The following is a 20,408-nucleotide window of genomic DNA, read 5'->3' as shown; positions in this document are numbered from 1 at the left end:
CGTCATAGCCGTCGGGGAGGTGAAGCTCAGGGGAACAGCTGGGACGCCCAGGCCATCACAATGCGGCTGGGCGGAAGCGCTGGAGCGTGCGGGGCGCCGGCTGGCGCGATTGTGATGGGTCGGCGGTCCGCCTCACGGGCGCAGCGTGGCGCGGAAGCCGACACGGTCGCCGCGGTACAGCGAGCGGACCGACTCGATCGGACGGCCCGAGGTGTCCCGGCTGTTGCGGTGCAGGAGCAGCATCGGCAGCGACTGGGTGGCCTTGAGCAGCTCGGCCTCCCGCGGCGTCGCGATCACCGTCTCCACCAGCTCCTCGCCCTCCCCGAACTGCACCCCGAGCTGATCGGTCAGGCAGCGGTACAGCGACCCGGTCGGCTCCAGTACGTCGCGCAGCGTCGGGAAACGCGCGACCGAGAGGTACGTCGTCTCGAGCCCGATCGGCTGCCCGTCGGCGTACAGCACCCGCTCGAGCCGGTGCACCGGGTCCCCCGCGGTGACCTGCAGCTGCTCCGCGAGCTCGGCGTCCGCGACCACCTCGTCGAACGCGACCACCTCACGCCCCGGCGTGTGCCCCTGCGCCCGGAGCGCCTCGGTGTAGCTGACCAGCGCCAGCGGCTGCACGAGCTTCGGCGTCGCGACGAACGTCCCCTGCCCCTGCCGGGCCCGCAACCGGCCGTCCGCGATCAGCTCCCGGATCGCCTGCCGCATGGTCCAGCGCGACACCCCGAAGTCCTTCGCCAGCACCCGCTCGGGCGGCAGCGCGGCGCCCTCGCCAAGCCGTTCGACGACCTCGACCAACCGGGTCTTGACGACAAAATGCAACGGCTCGCTCACGATGCCGACAATATCCGTCAGGGGATCCATCCAAAGGTCGAGCCCCGGGCGGCAACCCGGGGCTCATGTCGGATGGATGGACAGTGCGGCGGAACTTCAGCTGCCGGACTTGCGCCGGAACTGGCGCTTCTGCTTGTCGTTGTGCGCTTCGCCGACCCCCTGGCCACGAGCCCCGCTGCCGGGGTGCGAGTGGTTGCCCGCGTTCTTCTTCTCGAGCGCTTCCCGAAACTTCTTCTGCAGATCGTCCGCCGGCTCGCTGGACTTGTCGCTCATACCGTCTCCTTCAAACCGTAGGCGTACGCACCCACGCTAACCGAGGGTGAGCGTCCGCCGCGACCGAATACCGCCCTGTGGAAAACTCCGGCCCCTCTCCCGGCGCCGCTGTTAGGTTCGTCGTACGCCGAGGGAGGGACGCAACATGCTGGTGAGCAACGAGGCACTGCTGGGGATCGCGCTGGTCGAGCTGGGCCTGGTGATCGTGCCGGGGCCGAACATGATCTACCTGATCTCACGCTCGATCGCGCAGGGCCGCCGCGCCGGCCTGATCTCGCTGGCCGGCGTCGGCCTCGGCTTCCTCGTGTACTTGCTCGCGGCAAGCGTCGGGCTGGCGACCCTGTTCGCGCTGGTCCCCGAGATCTACCTGACGCTGAAGCTGGCCGGCGCGGCGTACCTGCTCTGGCTCGCCTGGCAGGCGTTCCGCCCCGGCGGTACGTCGGTGTTCGCGACGCAGGAGCTGGAGCCGGACCGCCCGCGCAAGCTGTTCGGGATGGGCCTGCTCACCTGCCTGCTGAACCCGAAGATCGCGATCCTCTACATCTCGCTGCTCCCGCAGTTCCTCGACCCGTCCCGCGGCCACCTCGGCCTGCAGAGCCTGATCCTCGGCCTCGGCCAGCTGACCGTCGGCGTCGCGATGAACGCGGTCTTCGTGATCACCGCCGGCTCGGTCGCGGTGTTCCTCTCCCGCCGCCCGACCTGGATGCGCATCCACCGGTACCTGACCGGCACCGCCCTCGCCGTCTTCGCGATCCGCCTCGCCACCGACCGCGCCCGCCCACTCGCCACCCACTGAACTGCCCGATGACCGACTTCGCCACCGCCTCCGTCGACCGCCTGGTCGCCTCCTGGGGCACCGCGCCGGTCAGCACCCTCGTCGCCGAGCGCGCTCTCCCGCCGATCACCCCCGAGTACCTGCGAGACACCTTCGACTGGGCGAGCGCCGAGCACGCCACCCACGCCCTCGCCGCCCACTTCGGCACGGCCCGCTTCGCCGACGAGGTCGAGTACGGCGCCCTCCTCGTCCCGGATCCCGCCCACCTGGACACCCGCCGCCCGCTGCCGCCGGCAGTCCGTCCGACGCCGTCGCCCGACGTGTTCGACGAGCGCCTACCGGCCGGAAGCGCAGTACCTGCAGGCGCTCCGTGGCATCTGCTGGTGAGCGTGATCGGATCGTACGGCCCGTCGCTGGGCAGCTACAACGACGTACTGGCGTCGGACGCCTTCGTCGTCGACGGGCAGGACACCCGGACGTGGATGACGCGGCAGGTGTGGGGCGCCCGGGTGTTGCAGTGCGGGGCGACGCCGCCGGACTGTGAGCACAACGAGCGTTGGACGTTCACGCTCTTCCCCGGTGAAGCGCTGGTCGACGGGCAGGCGGAGTCGGGGACGGTGCTGAAGGGCAAGGTCCGGTTCCGCCTCGGTAAGCCGGACCGCGGGATCGGGTCGGCCAGGGTCGCCCCTGCAGTGGTGGTCTAAATCGTGTGCGGCTGCCAGGACGCTCCCGGATACTGCTCGGCGTGATGCACGAGGGACAACTGGACGTGACGGTCGAGCTCGTCGAAGGGCTCGTGAAGGAGCAGTTCCCGGAGTGGAGCGCGCTCCCGATCCGCGCCGTACCGTCGCACGGGACGGTGAACGCGCTGTTCCGGATCGGCGACGAACTGGTCGCCCGGCTCCCGGTCCTGCCGGGCGATGCGGCCGGGATGCGGCAGGAACTCGCGGACGAGGCGGACGCGGCGCGCCGGCTGAACGCGATCTCGCCGTACCCGACGCCGGAGCCGGTCGCGATCGGCGCGCCCGGCCCGGGGTACCCGCAGCCGTGGGCGGTGCAGACCTGGGTGGACGGGACGATCGCGTACGACGCGGACGTGGCCGGCTCGACGGCGTACGCCGAGGATCTCGCCCGGTTCGTGCTCGCGCTCCGGGCCGCGCCGACCGAGGGACGGGTGTTCCAGGGAACGTGGCGCGGCGGCGTGCTGACCTCGCAGGACCGGTCCGTCGCGGACGGGCTGGAGCGCAGCCGCGGGATGATCGACGTCGACGCGCTCGCCCGGCTGTGGACAGACCTGCGCACGACGCCGCGGACCGAACCGGACGCCTGGACGCATCGCGACCTGATGCCCGGGAACCTGCTGGTCGCGGACGGCCGGCTCGCCGGGGTGATCGACGTCGGTACGTTCACCGTGTCCGACCCGGCGATGGACCTCCAGCCCGCCTGGAACCTGCTCGGCCCGACCGCGCGGGCGGCATTCCGGACCGCGCTCGGCAGCGACGACGCCGAATGGCGGCGCGGGATGGGCTGGTCGTTCGCGCAGGCGATCGGCTGCCTCTGGTACTACGTCGAGACCAACCCGGTCATGTCGCGCACCGCCCACCACACGCTGACGGCCCTGCTCACAGCTTCCTAGCCACGAACACGTACTCCCTACCCGGCCGATCCGGGGCCTCCCGTACGTCGTCGACCGCGAACCCGGCCGCGGTCAGCGACTGCTCGACCTCGTCCCGCTCGCGGAACCACAACGTCGAGTCCGAGGTGAGTACGGCGCCGTCGGACGAGAAGTTGTAGGTCGCGCGGAAGGTGACGTACGGCAGCTTCACCTCGACCAGCTCGGTCCAGACCTCGACCGTCTCGCCGTTGATCTCACGCACCTGATGGGTGTTCTCCCGGGTCCACTCCTCCCACCCGCGCCGCGCCGGGACCCGCGTCTCGAACACGAACCGCCCGCCGGGCGCCAGCGCCGCCTGCACCCCGCGCACCGTCGCCGCCCAGTCCTGCGCGGTGCGGAACACCTGCGCCACGTTCCCGGTCATCAGCGCGAGCTCCACCTGCAAGGGCGGCAACGTCGTCGCGTCACCGTGCAACCACCGCACCCGGTCCGCAAACTCCTTGCCCCGAGCAACTGTCAGCGAGGCCTCCGCCGGGTCCACTCCCGTCACGTCCACCCCGGCGCTCGCCAGCAAGCAGGCCAGCTCCCCGGTCCCGCACCCCACGTCGAGCACCGGCCCGCCGCCGAACTCCTGCACGATCGCCGCGTAGTGCTCCAGATCTCCCCGATCCGGATCCAGCGCGTCGTACACCGCCGCCAACCGAGGTACCCCGAACAAGGCATCAACCATGCCCGCGACGCTAACCCGCCGCCCCACCCCCGAGCGACCGCATTTTCACGAGGTCGCCCCGGTGTAACGCCGCAATCCGGCCCGCCACGCGACCATCGCCAGTCCGGCCGACCCGCCGGCCGCCGCGACACCGGCGATCAGTACGCCGGGCCGCGCGCCGTGGAGCAGGGCGGCGGACGGGACGCTGGCGATCAGCGCCATCGGGAAGACGTAGGTGAGGATGATGCGGAGCGGGCGCGCGAAGACGTCGGTCGGGTAGCGGCCGAGCTGCCAGGCCGAGTGGTAGAAGACGTCCAGCTGCAGCTTCGGCGCCCAGAATGCCAAGCACGCCAGCAACACGCTCAACGCCCACGTCACCACCACCCCCGCCACAACCAGCAGCAGCCAGCTCGCCACTCCGCCGACAGACGGCAGATGATCCGCGATCCCCCACCCCAGTACGCCGAGACCGAGCGCGAACTGGATCAGCTGCAACGGCGACGACAACGACAGACTCGCCAGGAACAGACTCGACGCCGGCTGCAGCAGGTACCCGTCGAGCTTCCCGTTCCGGATCCCCGTGTCCGGGAACCACGCCAGATTCGGATCCACGAACGCCGACCGCAACCCGGTGATCAGCTGATACGTCCCGATCAGCACCAGGAACTGCGCCTTCGACCAGCCGGCCAACGTATCCGCGCGCGTGAACACGATCAGCACCGCCGCGACCGCCGTCGCCAGCCCGGTGAACGCCAGCAGTACGTCGAAGAACAGGTTGATCCGGAACGCCACGCTCCGCCGCAACGACATCGAGAACCCCGCACCCCACAACCGCAGGAGCTTCACGATCCCACCGCCGTGTACCGCCGTACGCCTGCCCGCCACAGCATCACGACCAGCCCGGCCAGGACCACCACCCACGCCAGCTGCCAGCCGACCGCCCCGGCGCCGACCCCGGCCGCGACCGACGCCGGCAACCCGTTCATCCCGTAGAACGGCAGCACCTCCGCAACCCGCCGCCACCCGTCCGGCAGCACCCCGATCGGCGCCGCCGTACCGCCGAGCAGGAACACGAACTGCCCGCCGAACCCGACCACCGCGTGCACCCGATCCGTCCAGAACGCGGTCAGCGACAGCAGGAACGTCCACAGGAACACGAGGACCGCGGCGAGCACGACATACGGCAGCGCCCGCAGCACCGCCCACCCGTCGAACCCGACCCGCATCGCGACCGCGGTGAGCAGCACGATCGGTGCCCCGAGCAACGTCAGCCAGGCGCGGACGGCCAGGTTCGTCCCGATCACGCCGAGCACCACCGGCTGCGGGCGGAGCAGCTCGTGGCTCAGCGTCCCGTCGTAGATCCGCTCCGAGAACGTGTGCTGCTCGAACGACTCGGTCATCAACGTGACCAGGATGACCGCGACGTAGTACCGCCCGATCGCCGGATCACCCGGGTACACCGCCGACCAGACGAACAGCCCGATCAGCGGCGCCACGATCGCCTGCACCACGAGCGTCAGCAGGAACCACCACGCGCCGGACCACTCCAGCACGTCCTGACGGAGCCGGAACCCCAGCAGTACCGCGGTTCTCATCGCAGCCCCTCCCGGTACGCCTGGTCGATGACCTTCTCCAACGGCGGCTCCTCCACCGCGAGATCCAGCACCTCCAACGCCTGCAGCAGCCGGCCCGTCGTACCGGCGATCTCGTCGCGCGGGACCCGCAGTACCCATTGCCCGTCGGCCTTCTCCACCACCTCACCGAACGCGGACGGATCGTCCTGGGTCGAGAGCCGGATCAGCTTGTACGGCGACAGTCGCGCGGACAGCTCCGTCAACGGCCCGTCGTACTGCACGCGGCCGTGGTCGATCAGGATCAGCCGCGGGCAGAGCGACGCGACGTCGGCCATGTAGTGGCTGGTCAGCAGAACGGTCGCGCCGGTCTGCTCGACGTACTCCTGCACGAACGCGCGGATCAGGCTCGCCGCGGTGACGTCCAGCCCGATCGTCGGCTCGTCGAGGAACAGCACCTCCGGGCGGTAGATCAGCGCCATCGCGAGGCCGACGCGCATCCGTTCGCCGAGGCTCAGGGCGCGGAGCTGGCGTTCGACCAGCGGCTCGAGGTCGAGCAGCTTCACCAGGTCGGCGAGGGTACTGCGGAACGCCGGGCGCGGGACGTCGTACAGCAGCCGCTGGTACTCGAGCGAGTCCATCACGGTCAGCTCCTGCGAACCGCCGACCGGCTGGCTGCCGCGGACGAACGCGATCCGCTTCAGGAACGGCGACCGGCGTTGCCACGGCGTACTGCCGAGGACCCGGACCTGGCCGGCGGTCGGGTGCAGGATCCCGCTGAGGATCTTCATCGTCGTGGTCTTGCCCGCGCCGTTCGGGCCGATGAAACCCGCCACCTCACCCGGCGCGATCCCGAACGAGATCCCGTCGAGGGCCTGGACGGTCTTGTACTCACGGCGTACGAGCGAACGGAAGGCGGCGCGCAGGCCGCCTTTGCGGACCGGGGCCCGGTAGGACATCGAGAGGTCTTCCACCTCGACAGCAGTCATGGGCCGACCGTAGAAACAAAAGACGCCCAGCTGTGGCTTATTTACCTGCGATACTCGGCAGATGCGCGCGGAACGGCTCCTCCGGCTGCTCTTGCACCTGCAGACCCGCGGCCAGACGACGGTCGACCAGCTCTCGCAGGCGCTGGACGTGTCGCCACGGACCATCCAGCGCGACCTCGAAGTGCTCAGCCTGGCGGGCGTACCGGTGTACTCGATCCGCGGGCGCGGCGGCGGTTGGGCGCTGCTGCCCGACTACCGCACCCGCCTGACCGGGCTCACGCCGTCCGAGGTCATGTCGGTCTTCGTCGGCGCGACCGCGCACGTCCTCGCCGACCTCGGCCTCGACGCTTCCAGCGAACTCGCCGTCACCAAGCTGATCGCGTCCCTTCCGGAAGGCACCCGCCGCGAGGCCGAGTACGCCCGCCAGCGCCTCCTCATCGACCACGCCGGCTGGGACGACCGCCGCGAAATCCCCCGCTGGCTGGACCTCTGCCGCCAGGCCGTCTGGGAAGAACGCCGGATCAACATCACGTACGCCGACGGCACGGAGCCGTTCCTGAACTCACCGCTGGGCCTGGTAGCGAAGGCGCGTACCTGGTACCTCGTCGCCGCCCGCACCGACGGGCGGATCCGCACGTACCGGCTGTCCCGCCTCACCTCGGCCGAGCTCACCGGCGACACGTTCACCCGACCGCCCGGCTTCGACCTGGCCGGCTACTGGGCCCGGTCACAACGCGAACTCCAGGCGTCCCGCCCGTCGTACCCGATCGTCCTCAAGGTCCGCGACCACGCCGTACGCCGCTTCCGCCCGACGCAGCCGATGCTCCCCACCGACGACGGCTGGTGGATCGTCCACGCCGACCTCGAGAACGCCAACGAAGCCCAAGCGGCCGTCCTCGCCCAAGCCGGCGCCGCCCAGGCCCTGGCCCCACCCGAACTCGTCACGCTGGTCCACCAAGCGGCCGCCGAGCTGGCAGCCACCCACCTCAGACCTTCGTCAGGATCTCCGGACCGTCTGCCGTGATCGCGATCGTGTGCTCGGTGTGAGCGGTCCGGCAACCGGTGACGCTGCGAAGGGTCCAGCCGTCCTCGTCCGTGACCAGCTCCGCGGTGTCCTGCATGACCCACGGCTCCAACGCGAGCAGCAGACCAGGACGCAGCTTGTACCCGCGGCCCGGGCGCCCGGTGTTCGCGACATGCGGATCCTGGTGCATCGTCGACCCGATCCCATGCCCGCCGAACTCGGTGTTGATCGGGTACCCCGCCGCGCTCAGCACGGTGCCGATCGCGCGCGAGATGTCCCCGACGCGGGCATCCGGTACGGCGGCTGCGATGCCCGCGTCCAGCGCCCGCCGGGTTGCGTCGATCATCGCCAGGTCCTCCGGCGCCGCCGTCTCCCCGACGACGAAGCTGATCGCCGCGTCCGCCGCGATCCCGCCCAGCAACACGGCCAGGTCCAACGTCAGCAGATCCCCGTCGGCGAGCTTGTAGTCGGACGGCTTCCCGTGTAGCACCGCGTCGTTCACCGCCGTACAGATGTAGTGCCCGAAGGGCCCGCGACCGAACGACGCCTCGTAGTCGACGTAGCACGACTGCGCGCCGGCCCCGACGATCAGCTCCTTCGTCCACTGGTCGATGTCCAGCAGGTTCGTCCCGACCACGGTCCGGCTCTTCAGGTCCTGCAGGATGCCGCCGACCAACGCACCGGTCTGCTTTGCCTGCGCCAACTCACGGGGGTCCAGGATCTCGATCATGCAATAACTATACCGGCCAAACAATCCCGGTACTATTATCGGATCATGGTCAGGCTCCCGCTCACCCCCGCGGAAGTCGAGCGCGGCGAACGCCTCGGCGCCCTCCTCCGCCGCGCCCGCGGCAACCGCTCGATCCTGCACACCGCCCTCGACGCCGGCATCTCCCCCGAAACCCTCCGCAAAATAGAGTCCGGCCGCGTCGCCACCCCCGCCTTCCCCACCATCGCCGCCATCGCCGACGTCCTAGGCCTCTCCCTCGACACCCTCTGGTCCGAGGTCAACCAAACCGAGCGCCTGGTCTCCTAGCGCGCGTCGTAGGCGGCGCGGGCGTTGTCGATCGACTCCAGGTGCGCACGGCTCCAGCGCAGCAGCGGGGCGGTGGCCTCGCGTAGCGATATGCCCAGCTCGGTCAGTTCGTAGGAGACGTGCGGAGGCATCACCTCGTGCACGGTGCGGGTGAGGATGCCGTCGCGCTCCAGGTCGCGCAGTGTCACGGTGAGCATGCGCTGGCTGATGCCTTCGATACCGCGCTTCAGTTCGGTGAAGCGGCGCGGACCGTTCCTCAGCTCGCGGACAACGAGCAGCGACCACTTGTCGCCGACGATGCCCAGCACCACCCGCGTACGGCAGTCGTCGCTCGGCGTCGTCACAGTTACCTCCAGAGAACCTGGTCACCGAAAAGTGCCGTATTGCCGCCCGGTCAGGGCCGGGCGAGGATTGAGCAGTACCTAAACGGTACCGAGTCGCAAACGGTAACCACAAGCTCTCCTCTGGACGGAAGAACCTGATCATGACGACATATGTGCTTGTCCACGGCGCCTGGCACCCGGGCCGCTCCTGGGAGCGGGTAGTGCCGCTCCTGGAAGCCGCCGGCCACCGAGTGTTCGCCCCCGACCTGACCGGGTACGGCGACAAACTGCACCTCGCAGGACCGGACGTCGGCCTGGACACCCACACTGACGACATCGTCAGCCTCATCGAGACCGAGGACCTCCACAACGTGGTCCTGGTCGGCCACAGCTACGCCGGACTGGTGGTCTCCGCCGCGGCGAACCGCATCCCCGAGCGCATCGCGCACCTCGTCTACCTGGACGCAATGGTCCCCGAAGACGGCGAAAGCGCCCTCGACATCCAGCCCGTGACCCGCCGCCTAGTAGACCTCGCCGAGTCCTCCAACAACGGCTGGCGAGTCCCCCCACTCCCCGAACAACCCGCCCCCTACGGCCTTTTCGGCGTAACCAACCCCGAAGACCTCACCTGGCTCCGCGGCCTACTCTCCGACCAGCCGGTGCTCTGCCTGACCCAACCCGCACACCTGAACAACCCAGCCCTGAAAGCCGTCCCCCGAACCCACATCCACAACACCGCCGCCACCCCCAAGGGCATCACCCGCCGCCCCCTACCACCAACCCAACCCAACGGCCGCCCAACCCAACTCCGCGAACTACCAACCGGCCACGACAGCATGATCACCATGCCAACAGAACTAAGCGCCCTACTCCTCAAGATCAGCTGACCGCCTGACCTCCTGAACGTCAGGACAGGTCCTGGATCAGAACCGGCCGGGCGAGGACCGCGCTGTTCTCCGGTGGCTCGTCATGATCGATGTACACGTTAGAGACGATCGCAACAACTCGGGCCTTGTGCAGCGGGGGCCGACGTTCCCAGGTTGTTGCATAGCCCGGCCCGTCATGCATGGTCTGACGAGCCCGATGTGTTTGTGACCTCGCGAACTCGGCTAGATCGCCGGGCAACCTTGCCGTCCACCGATCGACCTCGTTGGCATGCTCTGCTGTTGTCGAGTCGGTCAGGCCAAGTTCGGTTCGCACGATCCGACTGAGAACCGACGGTTCCGACGGATACGCGTGACCGATCTTCAACTCGGCCTCATCCGACGGATTCCAGGCCTCATTGACGACATTGTCGAGCGAGCCCAGCAGCACCAGGTCCCGGCAGGAGCCAGCGACGCGGCGGGTCTTGATGGGAATCTCGGCATGCGCCCAAAACGTTCTGACCCGCCGCGCGCGTCCCTCCCCGTAGAGACCGAACGACAGGAACGGCATCGTGCCCACGTGCAGGTCTTTGACCGTGAGGTCAAAGATGCAGCCGACGTGGTCCGCCTTACCGACGTCCCGTACGACGCGGCGCTTTCGCCGCGCTCTCGACAGAGCGAAGTCGACTCGGTCCGTCGCGCCCGGGCGATGCTCGATCGACCGCTGCCGGGACCACGAAACCACCTTCGCGATCCCCAGACCCCGTGTAGTGGTCATGGTGAACTCGGAGTCATCGATCTCGTTCAGAGCGCGGACCGAGAAGTACAGAGCCATCCGAGATTGCTACACGTTAAAGCGGAATTCCACCACGTCGCCGTCCTGCATCACGTAGTCCTTGCCCTCCATGCGGACCTTGCCGGCCGCGCGGGCGGCGTTCATGGAGCCGGCTTCGATGAGGTCGGTGTAGGAGACGATTTCGGCCTTGATGAAGCCGCGTTGGAAGTCGGTGTGGATGACGCCAGCGGCTTCGGGGGCGGTGGCGCCGCGTTTGATGGTCCAGGCGCGGGACTCCTTCGGGCCTGCGGTGAGGTACGTCTGCAGGCCGAGGGTGTCGAAGCCGACGCGGGCGAGTACGTCGAGGCCGGGCTCGTCGATACCCATTTCGGTGAGCATTTCGCGGGCCTCGTCCTCGTCGCCGAGCTCGACCAGTTCGGCTTCGAACTTGGCGTCGAGGAAGATCGCCTCGGCGGGGGCGACCAGGTCGCGCATCTTCTGCTTGAGTTCTTCGTCGGCGAGCTCGTCGGCGTCGCAGTTGAAGACGTACAGGTACGGCTTCGCGGTCATCAGCATCAGTTCGCGGAGCGCGTCGCGGTCGAGGTCGGTGGCGATGATCGGGGTGCCGGCCTCGAGGTGCTTCTGGGCCTCGCGGACCGCGTCCAGGACGGCGGCGCTCTCCTTCTTCAGCCGGGCTTCCTTCTCCAGCCGCGGGATCGCCTTCTCGACGGTCTGCAGGTCGGCGAGGATCAACTCGGTCTGGATCGTGGAGATGTCGTCGGCCGGCGAGACCTTGCCGTCGACGTGCGTGACGTCGTCGTCGCGGAACACCCGGGTGACCTGGCAGATCGCGTCCGACTCGCGGATGTGGCTGAGGAACTTGTTGCCCAGCCCCTCGCCCTCGGAGGCGCCGCGGACGATGCCGGCGATGTCGACGAACTGCACGGTGGCCGGAATCAGCTTCTGGGACCCGAAGACCTCGGCCAGCTTGGCCAGCCGCGGATCCGGTACGCCGACCACCCCGACGTTCGGCTCGATGGTCGCGAACGGGTAGTTCGCGGCGAGCACGTCGTTCTTGGTGAGGGCGTTGAACAGGGTGGACTTGCCCGCGTTCGGGAGTCCGACGATTCCGATGGTGAGTGCCACGGGAGGCAAGGGTACGCGGCGTGACCGACTCCTGCCCAACCAGGCGGGCCCGGGCAGCGTCAGCCACTGCGTGACCACGTGGACAGATCGGCCCGGTATCCCTTCACGCTTCGTGTTCGGCTGCCTGCAGTTGTTCCGGTTCGGGGGGCTGGAGCTGGTGTCGTGCCTGTTCCCGGTGTGCCTGTTCGCGGGCCTGGCGATCTCGAAGTACGTCGACCTGCCGATCGCGCGGTATGACGCGCTGCTGATCTACTGCGTCGGGCTGACCGTGCTGTTCTGGGCGGTCGGGCTGGAGACGTGGCGCGAGGTCGCGGTGATCTTCGGGTTCCACCTCGTGGGACTCGGGCTGGAGTTGTTCAAGGTCCGGGTCGGCTCGTGGGAGTACCCGGGCGACGCGGTGACGAAGTTCGGCGGGGTGCCGCTGTTCGCCGGGTTCATGTACGCCGCGGTCGGCAGCTACATCTGTCAGGCGTGGCGCCGGTTCGACCTGCGGGTCAGCAACTACCGGCCGCTGCCGACCACGATCCTCGCGGTGCTGATCTACGCGAACTTCTTCACCCATCACTGGATCCCGGACCTACGGATCCCGATCGCGCTCGGTCTGCTCGTGGTGTTGCGGCGTACCTGGGTGTTCTTCACGGTCGGCGTCCGGCGGTACCGGATGCCGCTCGCGGTGGCGTTCGCGTTGATCGGGTTTTTCCTCTGGATCGCAGAGAATTTCGGCACTTTCCTCGATGCCTGGAACTACCCGGACCAGGTGAGTGTGTGGCGGCTCGTGCATCCGGCGAAGTTCGGCGCGTGGTCGTTGCTGGTCAGCATGAGCTTCGTACTGGTCGCGAGCGTGAAGGCGTTGGAAGGCCGGCTGTACCACCGCGGCGCGGCCGCGACAGTCGAGATCTCACCGCAACATGACGGGCCCAACCATTCCGAGCGATGAGGCGTCTCTTGTGGTGTGAGGCGCTCCTGAGGGGGAGCACTGGGGAAAGAACCGCCTGAATTACAAGGGGAAACGCCATGACCCGCAAGCTGGCTGCATTCGTCACGACGATGGTCGCACTCGCCGCTCTCGGCGGCTGGATGATGGCCACTGCGGTCGGGCAACAACGGCAACCGCACACGGCCGCCGCCACCACGCAGGCGACGGCGTCACCATCCGGTACGCCGACCAGTGCTCCCACTCCGCGCAGTACGCCGGCCAAGACCAGCTCGGTCGGCCCGGTGCCGCCGAACCCGACCACGTCCGTTGCCTCCGGCAAGAAGGTGCTGTTCCTCACGTTCGACGACGGACCGGACCCGACCTGGACGCCGCAGGTGCTGGCGACGCTGGCGAAGTACGGGGCACACGCGACGTTCTTCGAGCTCGGCGAGATGCAGAGCGAGCACCCCGGTCTGCGCGACCAGGTGCTTGCCGCGGGCAACGCGATCGGCAGCCACTCGATCAGCCACCCGCAGCTGACCAAGCTGTCCGCGGCGGGCCGGCACCACCAGATCTTCGACGGCCCGCACTCGACCTGCTTCCGGCCGCCGTACGGCGCCACGAACGCGAAGGTCCGCGCGGACATCAAGGCGGCCGGCATGGTCCAGGTGCTCTGGGACGTCGACCCACGGGACTGGGCCCGCCCGGGCACGAGCGTGATCGCGCACAACATCCTGACCCACGCGAAGAGCGGCCGGATCGTCCTGATGCACGACGGCGGCGGGAACCGCGCGCAGACCGTCGCGGCCCTGGAGCAGGTGCTCCCGGTCCTGAAGGCGCAGGGCTACACGTTTCCGGCGATGAACTGCGAGCAGCGCTGAGCTTCAGCGTGTAGTACGAAAACTGTCGGTGGCCTTCGGCACTATCGGTGACATGACGGGTACGACTGTGTTGCTGATCCTGCTGTTCCTCGTGGTCGGGCTGTTGCTCGGCGCGGTATTCGGGGTGCTGTGGGTGCGCGGACGGGACGGCGCGCAGCTCGCGCGGATCACGGCGGAGCGGGACGCGGCCGAGGATCGCGTGGTCGAGCTGACCCAGGAGCGGACGTCCGTCGGGCAGCAGATGGGCGGGCAGGCGGTCGTGAAGGAGGCGCTGGATCGGCTGCATGCGCAGCTGACCCAGCTCGAGCAGGGACGCGCCGCCTGGCAGAGCCAGCTGCATCAGCAGGTCAACGAGGTGCGGATGAGCGGCGAGGCGCTGCGCCGGGAGACGGCGTCGCTGTCGACCGCGTTGCGGAAGCCGCAGGTCCGCGGGCGCTGGGGCGAGCTGCATCTGCGCCGGACGGTCGAGCTCGCCGGGATGGTCGCGCATTGCGACTTCACCGAGCAGACGACCACGGTCGGCGAGGACGGCGTACTGCGGCCTGACCTGGTGGTGCGCCTTGCCGAGGGCAAGAACCTCGTCGTCGACTCGAAGGTGCCGCTGGCCGCGTTCCTGGACGCGAGCGAGTCCGACGACGCCGCGTTCCGCGAGGACCGGCTGCGGGCGCACGCGCGACATCTGCGGACCCATGTGGATCAGCTGGCCGCGAAGGCGTACTGGACGCGGCTGTCGCCGTCGCCGGAGTTCGTGATCCTGTTCGTGCCGGGCGAGTCCTTCCTGTCGGCGGCGCTCGACATCGAGCCGTCGCTGCTGGAGTACGCCGCGGAGCGCCGGGTGATCCTGGCGACGCCGACGACGCTGATCGCGACGCTGCGGGCGGCGGCGTACGCGTGGAACCAGTCGGCGTTGACCGAGTCGGCGCAGCAGGTGTTCGAGCTCGGGCGGGAGCTCTACGAGCGACTCGGCACGATGGGCGAGCACCTCGGCCGGGTCGGGCGGTCGCTGACGTCCGCGGTCGAGGCGTACAACGGGACCGTCGGGTCGTTCGAGCGGCGGGTGTTCATCACCGCACGGAAGCTCCGCGACCTGCACGTCACGGAGTCCGAGCTGACCGCGATGGAGTCGATCGAGGCGTCGGTCCGCCCGCTCACCGCGCCGGAGTTCCTCGCGCTCGACGAGGCTCCGAGCACGCACCGCTGGCCGCCGTCCCAGGCCGGCTGATCCGTTCCGGACGCGGATCGTCCGGAACCAGCGTTAGCGTGGTCGACATGGAGAGCACACCCTTGGCGGGACCGCCGGTGGCCGGCTCGGAGGCCGACACGTTGATCGGCGCGCTGGAGCGTAATCGGCGGACCTTCGCCTGGAAATGCGGCGGGCTGGACTCGGCCGGGCTGAACAAGGCCTACCCGCCGTCGACGGTCACCCTCGGCGGGCTGCTGAAACATCTGGCGCTGGTCGAGGACGAGTACTTCACGCATCGGCTGCTCGGCCAGGAGTACGGCGCGCCGTGGGACGCGGTCGACTGGGACGCGGACCCCGACTGGGAGTGGCGCAGCGCCGCCGACGACTCCCCCGCGGAGCTGATGAGCCTGTGGGAGGCGTCCGTCGAACGTTCGCGCGCGGCGGTCGCCGAGGTGCTCGCGCACGGCGACGTCGACCAGCCGTCGGCCTGGAAGGACCGCAACGGCGAATCGCACAGCCTCCGCCGGATCCTGGTCGACCTGATCGAGGAGTACGCCCGGCACACCGGCCACGCCGACCTGATCCGCGAATCGATCGACGGCCTCACGGGTGAAGGCCGGCCCGCGTAGCTGTCGGGGTTGGTGTCGGAAAGCCGACAGTGATGAGTTGTTGACAGTCGGTGGTCTTCTCGCGAAACGATGAGAGCGCTCTCTCAGGCGGACGTGAGGAGAAACTGATGCGCTTCAGATTGCTCGGTGTCGTCGCCGCCGCGGTGGCGGTCGCCGGCGTGCTGTCGGCGGCCCCGGAACGGCACGCCGACGCGGCCGTGCCGGCCACCATCCCGCTGACGATCACCAACAACTCGGGCCGCGGCGACGCGGTCTACCTCTACAACCTCGGCACCAACCTGGCGACCGGCCAGCAGGGCTGGGCCGATGCCTCCGGCACCTTCCACGCCTGGCCGGCCGGCGGCGACCCGCCGACCCCGGCGCCGGACGCCTCGATCGCGGGTCCGGCCAACGGTCAGTCGGTGACGATCCAGATGCCGAAATTCTCCGGCCGGGTGTACTTCTCGTACGGGCAGAAGCTGGTCTTCAAGCTCACCACCGGCGGGCTCGTCCAGCCGGCGGTGCAGAACCCGTCCGACCCGAACCGGAACATCCTGTTCAACTGGTCGGAGTACACGCTCAACGACGGCGGCCTGTGGATCAACAGCACCCAGGTCGACATGTTCTCCGCGCCGTACGCCGTCAGCGTGAACTCGAGCACCACCGGCCATCTGAAGTCCGGCGGGTACAACGCCGTCTACAACGGGCTCCGCTCGGCCAACTGGGGCGGCCTGATCCAGACGGCACCCGACGGGTCGACGCTGCGGGCTCTCTCCCCGCTGTACGGCGTCGAGACCGGTGCGCTGCCTGCGAGCGCGATGGACGACTACATCAACCGGGTGTGGTCGAAGTACAGCTCGGACACGTTGACCGTCACGCCGTTCGGGGACCAGCCGAACACGAAGTACTTCGGCAAGGTGTCCGGCAACGTCATGAACTTCACCGACAGCTCGGGCGCCGTGGTCACGTCGTTCCAGAAGCCCGACTCGGCCAGCGTGTTCGGCTGCTTCAAGTTGCTCGACGCACCGAACGACCGGGTCCGCGGGCCGATCTCCCGCACGCTGTGCGCCGGGTACAACCGCTCGACGCTCCTCACCAACCCGAACCAGCCGGACGCGAACGACGCCAGCTTCTACGCCGACTCGGTCACGAACCAGTACTCGAAGACGATCCACGCGCAGATGGCGGACGGCCGCGCGTACGGGTTCGCGTTCGACGACGTCGGCAACCACGAGGCGCTCGTGCACGACGGCAACCCGCAGCAGGCTTCGCTGATCCTGGATCCGCTGAGCTGAGGGTTGACCCCTCGCTCCGTTAGTGGCAACTTACCGTTCGTGGAGACTTACGGATCACTGGAAGCGGTCGGACCGGTGCTGGACGCGCTGGGCGACCCGACCCGGCGGGTGATCCTCGAGACCCTGCGGACCGGCGGGCCGTGCTCGGTCGGCGTACTGGCCGAGCACGTGCCCGTCAGCAGACCGGCGATCTCGCAGCACCTGAAGGTGCTCGGCGCGGTCGGCCTGGTCCGGCACGAGTCCCGCGGAACGCGGAACATCTACCGCGTCCACCGGGCCGGGCTCGACGAGCTGCGCGACTGGCTCGACCGGTACTGGGGCGACACGCTGCAGGCGTACGCCGACCACGTCAAGCGGACCGAGGAGGAACGGAAATGACCGTGGAACAGGACATCTCACCGCTGGTGAAAACGGTGACCGTGCCGGTCGGCGTCGACCGTGCGTTCGAGGCGTTCACGGCGGAGACGTCGACGTGGTGGCCGCTGTTCAGCCACTCGGTCGGCGAGGAAGCGGCGAACGAAGTGCGGCTGGAAGGCGCGGTCGGCGGCCGCATCGTCGAGTACGGCGCCGCCGGCGAGCTGGCGACCTGGGGGACGTTGTCCGAGTGGGACCCGCCGGCGTCGCTGAGCTTCAGCTGGCACCCGGGGCAGGATCCCGCCGAGGCCGGGCAGGTGACCGTCACGTTCACCGCGACCGGCGACGGGACCGAGGTGAAACTGGTGCACGCGGGCTGGGAACGGCGCGGCGACGGCGGACGAGCGCGGCTCAGCTACGACTCCGGCTGGGACTACGTCCTGGGCAAGTACGTGGAGTTCGCCCGATAGTAGGCAGATGCCTCCTGTCGACCCGCGTGCTCTGGAAGCCACCCTGCGGCCGCACGGCGAATCGGTCATGCTGCCGCAGGCGGCGTACGTCGACCCGGACGTGCTCGCGTGGGAACGCCGGCACTTCTTCGCCGGGACGTGGACCTGTCTCGGCCGCGTCGACGAGCTGGCCGGCGGTACGACGTACCGCGAGGTGACCGTCGGCGACATCGCGACCGCGCTGACGTTCGGCGAGCGGCCACGGGCGTTCGCGAACGTGTGCCGGCATCGCGGGCACGAGCTCCTGCAGCGCGACGAGACCGGCGATCGACAGGCCGTGGTCTGCCCGTACCACGGGTGGTCGTACGAGCTGGACGGTTCGGTGAAGAGCGCGCCGCGGATGGGCGACTCGTTCGACACCGCGCCGTACGGGCTGGTCGAGCTGCCGGCCGAGGTGTGGCACGGCTGGCTGTTCGTGAACGCGACCGGAACGGCGGGATCGTTCGAGGAGCACGTCGGCGGGCTCACCGGGCTGGTCGCGCCGTACGCGCCGGAAGCACTGTTTCCGAAAGTTCGGCACACGTATTCCGTGGCGGCCAACTGGAAGACGATCGTGGAGAACTACCACGAGTGCTACCACTGCCCGCTGATCCATCCCGAGCTGTGCAAGGTGTCGCCGCCGACGTCCGGCGACAACTGGGACCTGCCCGGCGCCTGGGTCGGCGGGCTGATGGACCTCCGTCCGGACGCCGAGACCATGTCTCTCGACGGCCGGTCGCGGGGCGTCATGCTGGACGGCGTCGACCGGCGGCGGGTGAACTACGTCGGCCTGTTCCCGAACCTGCTGCTCTCGCTGCATCCCGACTACGTGATGACGCATCGCCTCGAGCCGCAGACGCCGGGCCTGACCACGGTCGAGTGCTCGTGGTACTTCCACCCCGAGACGACGGACCCGTCGTACGCCGTGGAGTTCTGGGACGTCACGAACCGCGAGGACTGGGCGGCGTGCGAGTCCGTGCAGCGGGGCGCGGAGTCGCCGCACTTCCGGCCCGGGCCGCTGGCGCCCGCGGAGGACGCCGTCTACCAATGGGTGACGATGCTCGCCCGCGGGTACCTCGGAAAGCCGCTCAGTAGCCCAGCGTAAAACGCTTTCTGTTGTTTTCCGGCGTCTCGATCTCGTTGACCAGGGCAACGGCATAATCCTCGGCGGAGATGTGCTCGCCGACCGGCTCGTCACCGCTCAGCCGGAACACGCCGGTGCGCTCGCCGGGAGCGATCTCGAACGCGGGCGAGAGCATCGTCCAGTTCACGTCGGCGTCGGTGGCACGGAGGTTCTCCAGCGCCTGCGAGACGGTCAGCGACTCGTTCTTGTACGCGGCCGGGAAGTCCGGGCCGTCCACCACCCGGTTGCCGTCGACGACCAGGCTCCCGGCGCCGCCGACCACGATCAGCCGGGTCGCCGTACCGCGCACCGCCGCGACCAGGTTGTCGACCGCGTCCAGGTACTCCTGGTGGTCCCCGCCGGTCCGGCTCGGGCCGATCGCCGCGACCAGTACGTCGGCGTCGCCCGCGAGCTCCTTCGCCGTCGCGATGTCGTTCGCGCTGCCCCGGACCGCGCGGACACCGGCCGGCAGCCCGCCGCCGGAACGCGTGACACCGGTCACCTCGTGGCCCCGGCCGACGGCCTCGGCCGCCACCCGGCTGCCGACCATCCCGCTCGCACCGATCACCGCGATCTTCATGTCCACTCCTGTTCTGTAAGGTCTGACCTCGACAGTATCCATTGGTAACTGGCTACTTCAACGTGCTATAAGTACCTTGTGGTAACCAAAGGAGACGTCTTCGACCCGAACTGCCCGACGCGGGTGATCCTGGACCGCCTCGGCGACAAGTGGACCGTCCTCGTCGTCCTGCGCCTGCGCTCCGGCCCGCAGCGCTTCACCGAGCTCCGCGACGGCATCGGCCAGGTGGCACCGAAGGTCCTCACCCAGACCCTGCGCCGGATGGAACGCGACGGCCTGCTCACCCGCGAGGTCTTCCCCGAGATCCCGCCCCGCGTCGTCTACACGCTCACCCCGATGGGCGCCTCGCTCATCGACCCGATCAGCGTCCTCACCAGCTGGGCCGAGACGCACATGCCGGCGATCACCGAGGCCCAGTCGGCCTACGACGCGAGCTGAACATCACAACCCCCACTCGGTCCGATCACGGGTCAACCTTTCGGGACCGTTGGGTCATCACACTCCTGGTCGGGACACGAGCTGGGGGTTGGGATGGATCCAGGACGGGATCAGGAGTTCGCGGACTTCGTGGACGGACGGTTCACGGCGCTGCAGCGGTTCGGGTACCTGCTGACGGGTGAGTGGCATCTTGCCGAGGACCTCGTACAGACCTCGTTGACCAAGGTGTGGTTCCACCGCAACTCGTTGCGCAGCGCAAACGCCCTGGAGAGCTACACCCGCACCGTGATGGTGAACACCAGCACCCAGTGGTGGCGCCGGAAGTGGAAGGGCGAGACACCGACCGAGCACCTGCCCGAGCCGGAGACGCAGTCGGAGTATGGCGTGGTCGACGACCGGGACCTGTTACTCAGGGCCCTCGCCACACTCCCCCGCCGGACCCGCGCGACGCTCGTCCTGCGGTACTTCGAGGACCTGCCCGAGGCCGAGATCGCCGACATCATGGGCTGCTCGCTCGGCACCGTGAAGAGCAACGTCTCCCGCGGCCTCGCGAAGCTCCGCGAACACCACCTGGTCGCGGCCGTCTCCACGCCGAAGGAGGCCTGAGCC

The 20,408-nt window shown here is 69.0% G+C and carries 27 protein-coding genes; 16 read left to right on the top strand and 11 right to left on the bottom strand.

Annotation, left to right across the window (positions count from 1 at the left end):
* Positions 1-132: 132 nt before the first annotated feature.
* Positions 133-834, bottom strand: coding sequence for a GntR family transcriptional regulator (locus ACXJJ3_RS31155; protein WP_458165420.1), 702 nt, complete (start codon positions 832-834; stop codon positions 133-135).
* A gap of 96 nt (positions 835-930) precedes the next feature.
* On the bottom strand, positions 931-1,107 hold the full coding sequence (locus tag ACXJJ3_RS31150) for a DUF5302 domain-containing protein (protein WP_325040107.1): 177 nt from the start codon (positions 1,105-1,107) through the stop codon (positions 931-933).
* A 145-nt stretch (positions 1,108-1,252) separates the two neighbouring features.
* Between ACXJJ3_RS31150 and ACXJJ3_RS31145 the strand changes: the two genes are divergently transcribed.
* Genes ACXJJ3_RS31145 through ACXJJ3_RS31135 form a run of 3 tightly spaced genes read left to right on the top strand, consistent with a single transcriptional unit; the run spans position 1,253 to position 3,518 of the window.
* Positions 1,253-1,903: a LysE family translocator gene (locus ACXJJ3_RS31145; RefSeq protein ID WP_458165419.1), complete on the top strand. Its 651-nt coding sequence runs from the start codon at positions 1,253-1,255 to the stop codon at positions 1,901-1,903.
* 8 nt (positions 1,904-1,911) lie between these two features.
* The gene (locus ACXJJ3_RS31140; protein WP_458165418.1) at positions 1,912-2,586 is read left to right on the top strand and encodes a hypothetical protein; all 675 of its coding nucleotides are present in this window, start codon (positions 1,912-1,914) and stop codon (positions 2,584-2,586) included.
* A 44-nt stretch (positions 2,587-2,630) separates the two neighbouring features.
* Positions 2,631-3,518 (top strand): aminoglycoside phosphotransferase family protein, encoded by an 888-nt coding sequence (locus tag ACXJJ3_RS31135; protein WP_458171968.1) that lies wholly within the window; start codon positions 2,631-2,633, stop codon positions 3,516-3,518.
* On the opposite strand, the gene ACXJJ3_RS31130 is transcribed toward ACXJJ3_RS31135, so the two are convergent.
* The 4 genes from ACXJJ3_RS31130 to ACXJJ3_RS31115 are packed head-to-tail and all read right to left on the bottom strand — an operon-like array spanning position 3,505 to position 6,766.
* Positions 3,505-4,227, bottom strand: a complete 723-nt coding sequence (locus tag ACXJJ3_RS31130) for a class I SAM-dependent methyltransferase (RefSeq protein ID WP_458165417.1) — start codon at positions 4,225-4,227, stop codon at positions 3,505-3,507. The two genes, ACXJJ3_RS31135 and ACXJJ3_RS31130, sit on opposite strands and share 14 nt — an antisense overlap.
* A 45-nt stretch (positions 4,228-4,272) precedes the next feature.
* Complete coding sequence (locus ACXJJ3_RS31125; protein ID WP_458165416.1) at positions 4,273-5,052, bottom strand: ABC transporter permease; 780 nt, start codon at positions 5,050-5,052, stop codon at positions 4,273-4,275.
* Positions 5,049-5,801 carry an ABC-2 family transporter protein gene (locus ACXJJ3_RS31120; protein WP_458165415.1) on the bottom strand — a complete coding sequence of 251 codons (753 nt, stop codon included), beginning with the start codon at positions 5,799-5,801 and terminating at the stop codon, positions 5,049-5,051. The genes ACXJJ3_RS31125 and ACXJJ3_RS31120 overlap by 4 nt, the downstream gene beginning before the upstream one ends.
* The gene (locus ACXJJ3_RS31115; protein ID WP_458165414.1) at positions 5,798-6,766 is read right to left on the bottom strand and encodes an ABC transporter ATP-binding protein; all 969 of its coding nucleotides are present in this window, start codon (positions 6,764-6,766) and stop codon (positions 5,798-5,800) included. Before ACXJJ3_RS31115 ends, ACXJJ3_RS31120 begins: the two co-directional genes overlap by 4 nt.
* 61 nt (positions 6,767-6,827) lie before the next feature.
* On the opposite strand from ACXJJ3_RS31115, the gene ACXJJ3_RS31110 reads away from it, so the two are divergent.
* Positions 6,828-7,790 (top strand): helix-turn-helix transcriptional regulator, encoded by a 963-nt coding sequence (locus ACXJJ3_RS31110; protein WP_458165413.1) that lies wholly within the window; start codon positions 6,828-6,830, stop codon positions 7,788-7,790.
* On the opposite strand, the gene map is transcribed toward ACXJJ3_RS31110, so the two are convergent.
* Positions 7,753-8,520, bottom strand: a complete 768-nt coding sequence (gene map / locus ACXJJ3_RS31105; RefSeq protein ID WP_458165412.1) for a type I methionyl aminopeptidase — start codon at positions 8,518-8,520, stop codon at positions 7,753-7,755. The two genes, ACXJJ3_RS31110 and map, sit on opposite strands and share 38 nt — an antisense overlap.
* A 45-nt stretch (positions 8,521-8,565) precedes the next feature.
* Between map and ACXJJ3_RS31100 the strand changes: the two genes are divergently transcribed.
* Positions 8,566-8,826: a helix-turn-helix domain-containing protein gene (locus ACXJJ3_RS31100; RefSeq protein WP_458165411.1), complete on the top strand. Its 261-nt coding sequence runs from the start codon at positions 8,566-8,568 to the stop codon at positions 8,824-8,826.
* Here ACXJJ3_RS31100 and ACXJJ3_RS31095 read toward each other — a convergent pair.
* A complete protein-coding gene (locus ACXJJ3_RS31095) occupies positions 8,823-9,170 on the bottom strand; it encodes a winged helix-turn-helix transcriptional regulator (RefSeq protein ID WP_458165410.1) in 348 nt (115 codons plus the stop codon). The genes ACXJJ3_RS31100 and ACXJJ3_RS31095 overlap by 4 nt on opposite strands.
* A gap of 140 nt (positions 9,171-9,310) precedes the next feature.
* On the opposite strand from ACXJJ3_RS31095, the gene ACXJJ3_RS31090 reads away from it, so the two are divergent.
* Positions 9,311-10,036 (top strand): alpha/beta fold hydrolase, encoded by a 726-nt coding sequence (locus ACXJJ3_RS31090; RefSeq protein WP_458165409.1) that lies wholly within the window; start codon positions 9,311-9,313, stop codon positions 10,034-10,036.
* Between the two features lie 19 nt (positions 10,037-10,055).
* Here ACXJJ3_RS31090 and ACXJJ3_RS31085 read toward each other — a convergent pair whose 3' ends face one another.
* Positions 10,056-10,847: a hypothetical protein gene (locus ACXJJ3_RS31085; RefSeq protein WP_458165408.1), complete on the bottom strand. Its 792-nt coding sequence runs from the start codon at positions 10,845-10,847 to the stop codon at positions 10,056-10,058.
* Between the two features lie 9 nt (positions 10,848-10,856).
* Positions 10,857-11,933, bottom strand: coding sequence for a redox-regulated ATPase YchF (gene ychF, locus ACXJJ3_RS31080; RefSeq protein WP_458165407.1), 1,077 nt, complete (start codon positions 11,931-11,933; stop codon positions 10,857-10,859).
* A 70-nt stretch (positions 11,934-12,003) separates the two neighbouring features.
* On the opposite strand from ychF, the gene ACXJJ3_RS31075 reads away from it, so the two are divergent.
* The 8 genes from ACXJJ3_RS31075 to ACXJJ3_RS31040 all read left to right on the top strand — a co-directional run bounded on the left by ACXJJ3_RS31075 (position 12,004) and on the right by ACXJJ3_RS31040 (position 18,763).
* The gene (locus ACXJJ3_RS31075) at positions 12,004-12,870 is read left to right on the top strand and encodes a DUF817 domain-containing protein (protein ID WP_458165406.1); all 867 of its coding nucleotides are present in this window, start codon (positions 12,004-12,006) and stop codon (positions 12,868-12,870) included.
* A 77-nt stretch (positions 12,871-12,947) separates the two neighbouring features.
* Positions 12,948-13,730, top strand: coding sequence for a polysaccharide deacetylase family protein (locus ACXJJ3_RS31070; protein ID WP_458165405.1), 783 nt, complete (start codon positions 12,948-12,950; stop codon positions 13,728-13,730).
* Between the two features lie 52 nt (positions 13,731-13,782).
* A complete protein-coding gene (locus ACXJJ3_RS31065; RefSeq protein WP_458165404.1) occupies positions 13,783-14,952 on the top strand; it encodes a DNA recombination protein RmuC in 1,170 nt (389 codons plus the stop codon).
* 47 nt (positions 14,953-14,999) lie between these two features.
* Entirely contained in the window at positions 15,000-15,542 is a 543-nt protein-coding gene (locus ACXJJ3_RS31060; RefSeq protein ID WP_458165403.1) for a DinB family protein, read from the top strand.
* 107 nt (positions 15,543-15,649) lie between these two features.
* Positions 15,650-16,816, top strand: coding sequence for a glycoside hydrolase family 64 protein (locus ACXJJ3_RS31055; RefSeq protein WP_458165402.1), 1,167 nt, complete (start codon positions 15,650-15,652; stop codon positions 16,814-16,816).
* A gap of 39 nt (positions 16,817-16,855) precedes the next feature.
* Complete coding sequence (locus ACXJJ3_RS31050; RefSeq protein ID WP_458165401.1) at positions 16,856-17,194, top strand: ArsR/SmtB family transcription factor; 339 nt, start codon at positions 16,856-16,858, stop codon at positions 17,192-17,194.
* On the top strand, positions 17,191-17,640 hold the full coding sequence (locus tag ACXJJ3_RS31045) for an SRPBCC domain-containing protein (RefSeq protein WP_458165400.1): 450 nt from the start codon (positions 17,191-17,193) through the stop codon (positions 17,638-17,640). The genes ACXJJ3_RS31050 and ACXJJ3_RS31045 overlap by 4 nt, the downstream gene beginning before the upstream one ends.
* Positions 17,641-17,647: 7 nt before the next feature.
* Entirely contained in the window at positions 17,648-18,763 is a 1,116-nt protein-coding gene (locus ACXJJ3_RS31040) for an aromatic ring-hydroxylating oxygenase subunit alpha (RefSeq protein ID WP_458165399.1), read from the top strand.
* On the opposite strand, the gene ACXJJ3_RS31035 is transcribed toward ACXJJ3_RS31040, so the two are convergent.
* On the bottom strand, positions 18,747-19,361 hold the full coding sequence (locus tag ACXJJ3_RS31035; RefSeq protein ID WP_458165398.1) for an NAD(P)-dependent oxidoreductase: 615 nt from the start codon (positions 19,359-19,361) through the stop codon (positions 18,747-18,749). The two genes, ACXJJ3_RS31040 and ACXJJ3_RS31035, sit on opposite strands and share 17 nt — an antisense overlap.
* 78 nt (positions 19,362-19,439) lie before the next feature.
* Here ACXJJ3_RS31035 and ACXJJ3_RS31030 point away from each other — a divergent pair, with 78 nt between their 5' ends.
* Together ACXJJ3_RS31030 and ACXJJ3_RS31025 are read left to right on the top strand one after the other, a co-directional pair.
* Positions 19,440-19,799 carry a winged helix-turn-helix transcriptional regulator gene (locus ACXJJ3_RS31030; RefSeq protein ID WP_458165397.1) on the top strand — a complete coding sequence of 120 codons (360 nt, stop codon included), beginning with the start codon at positions 19,440-19,442 and terminating at the stop codon, positions 19,797-19,799.
* A gap of 93 nt (positions 19,800-19,892) precedes the next feature.
* Positions 19,893-20,405, top strand: a complete 513-nt coding sequence (locus ACXJJ3_RS31025) for a SigE family RNA polymerase sigma factor (RefSeq protein ID WP_458165396.1) — start codon at positions 19,893-19,895, stop codon at positions 20,403-20,405.
* The last annotated feature ends 3 nt before the right edge of the window (positions 20,406-20,408 follow it).

Source organism: Kribbella sp. WER1 (genome assembly GCF_054189145.1).
The sequence above is the reverse complement of the archived record's forward strand: the minus strand, read 5'-3'. Positions and strand labels throughout refer to the sequence as shown.

Coding starts and splice junctions, on each gene's coding strand:
- ACXJJ3_RS31150 (WP_325040107.1), bottom strand. CDS start 1,107: ATGAGCGACAAGTCCAGCGAGCCGGCGGACGATCTGCAGAAGAAGTTT.
- ACXJJ3_RS31145 (WP_458165419.1), top strand. CDS start 1,253: ATGCTGGTGAGCAACGAGGCACTGCTGGGGATCGCGCTGGTCGAGCTG.
- ACXJJ3_RS31140 (WP_458165418.1), top strand. CDS start 1,912: ATGACCGACTTCGCCACCGCCTCCGTCGACCGCCTGGTCGCCTCCTGG.
- ACXJJ3_RS31135 (WP_458171968.1), top strand. CDS start 2,631: ATGCACGAGGGACAACTGGACGTGACGGTCGAGCTCGTCGAAGGGCTC.
- ACXJJ3_RS31130 (WP_458165417.1), bottom strand. CDS start 4,227: ATGGTTGATGCCTTGTTCGGGGTACCTCGGTTGGCGGCGGTGTACGAC.
- ACXJJ3_RS31120 (WP_458165415.1), bottom strand. CDS start 5,801: ATGAGAACCGCGGTACTGCTGGGGTTCCGGCTCCGTCAGGACGTGCTG.
- ACXJJ3_RS31115 (WP_458165414.1), bottom strand. CDS start 6,766: ATGACTGCTGTCGAGGTGGAAGACCTCTCGATGTCCTACCGGGCCCCG.
- ACXJJ3_RS31110 (WP_458165413.1), top strand. CDS start 6,828: ATGCGCGCGGAACGGCTCCTCCGGCTGCTCTTGCACCTGCAGACCCGC.
- map (WP_458165412.1), bottom strand. CDS start 8,520: ATGATCGAGATCCTGGACCCCCGTGAGTTGGCGCAGGCAAAGCAGACC.
- ACXJJ3_RS31100 (WP_458165411.1), top strand. CDS start 8,566: ATGGTCAGGCTCCCGCTCACCCCCGCGGAAGTCGAGCGCGGCGAACGC.
- ACXJJ3_RS31090 (WP_458165409.1), top strand. CDS start 9,311: ATGACGACATATGTGCTTGTCCACGGCGCCTGGCACCCGGGCCGCTCC.
- ACXJJ3_RS31085 (WP_458165408.1), bottom strand. CDS start 10,847: ATGGCTCTGTACTTCTCGGTCCGCGCTCTGAACGAGATCGATGACTCC.
- ACXJJ3_RS31070 (WP_458165405.1), top strand. CDS start 12,948: ATGACCCGCAAGCTGGCTGCATTCGTCACGACGATGGTCGCACTCGCC.
- ACXJJ3_RS31065 (WP_458165404.1), top strand. CDS start 13,783: ATGACGGGTACGACTGTGTTGCTGATCCTGCTGTTCCTCGTGGTCGGG.
- ACXJJ3_RS31060 (WP_458165403.1), top strand. CDS start 15,000: ATGGAGAGCACACCCTTGGCGGGACCGCCGGTGGCCGGCTCGGAGGCC.
- ACXJJ3_RS31055 (WP_458165402.1), top strand. CDS start 15,650: ATGCGCTTCAGATTGCTCGGTGTCGTCGCCGCCGCGGTGGCGGTCGCC.
- ACXJJ3_RS31045 (WP_458165400.1), top strand. CDS start 17,191: ATGACCGTGGAACAGGACATCTCACCGCTGGTGAAAACGGTGACCGTG.
- ACXJJ3_RS31040 (WP_458165399.1), top strand. CDS start 17,648: ATGCCTCCTGTCGACCCGCGTGCTCTGGAAGCCACCCTGCGGCCGCAC.
- ACXJJ3_RS31035 (WP_458165398.1), bottom strand. CDS start 19,361: ATGAAGATCGCGGTGATCGGTGCGAGCGGGATGGTCGGCAGCCGGGTG.
- ACXJJ3_RS31025 (WP_458165396.1), top strand. CDS start 19,893: ATGGATCCAGGACGGGATCAGGAGTTCGCGGACTTCGTGGACGGACGG.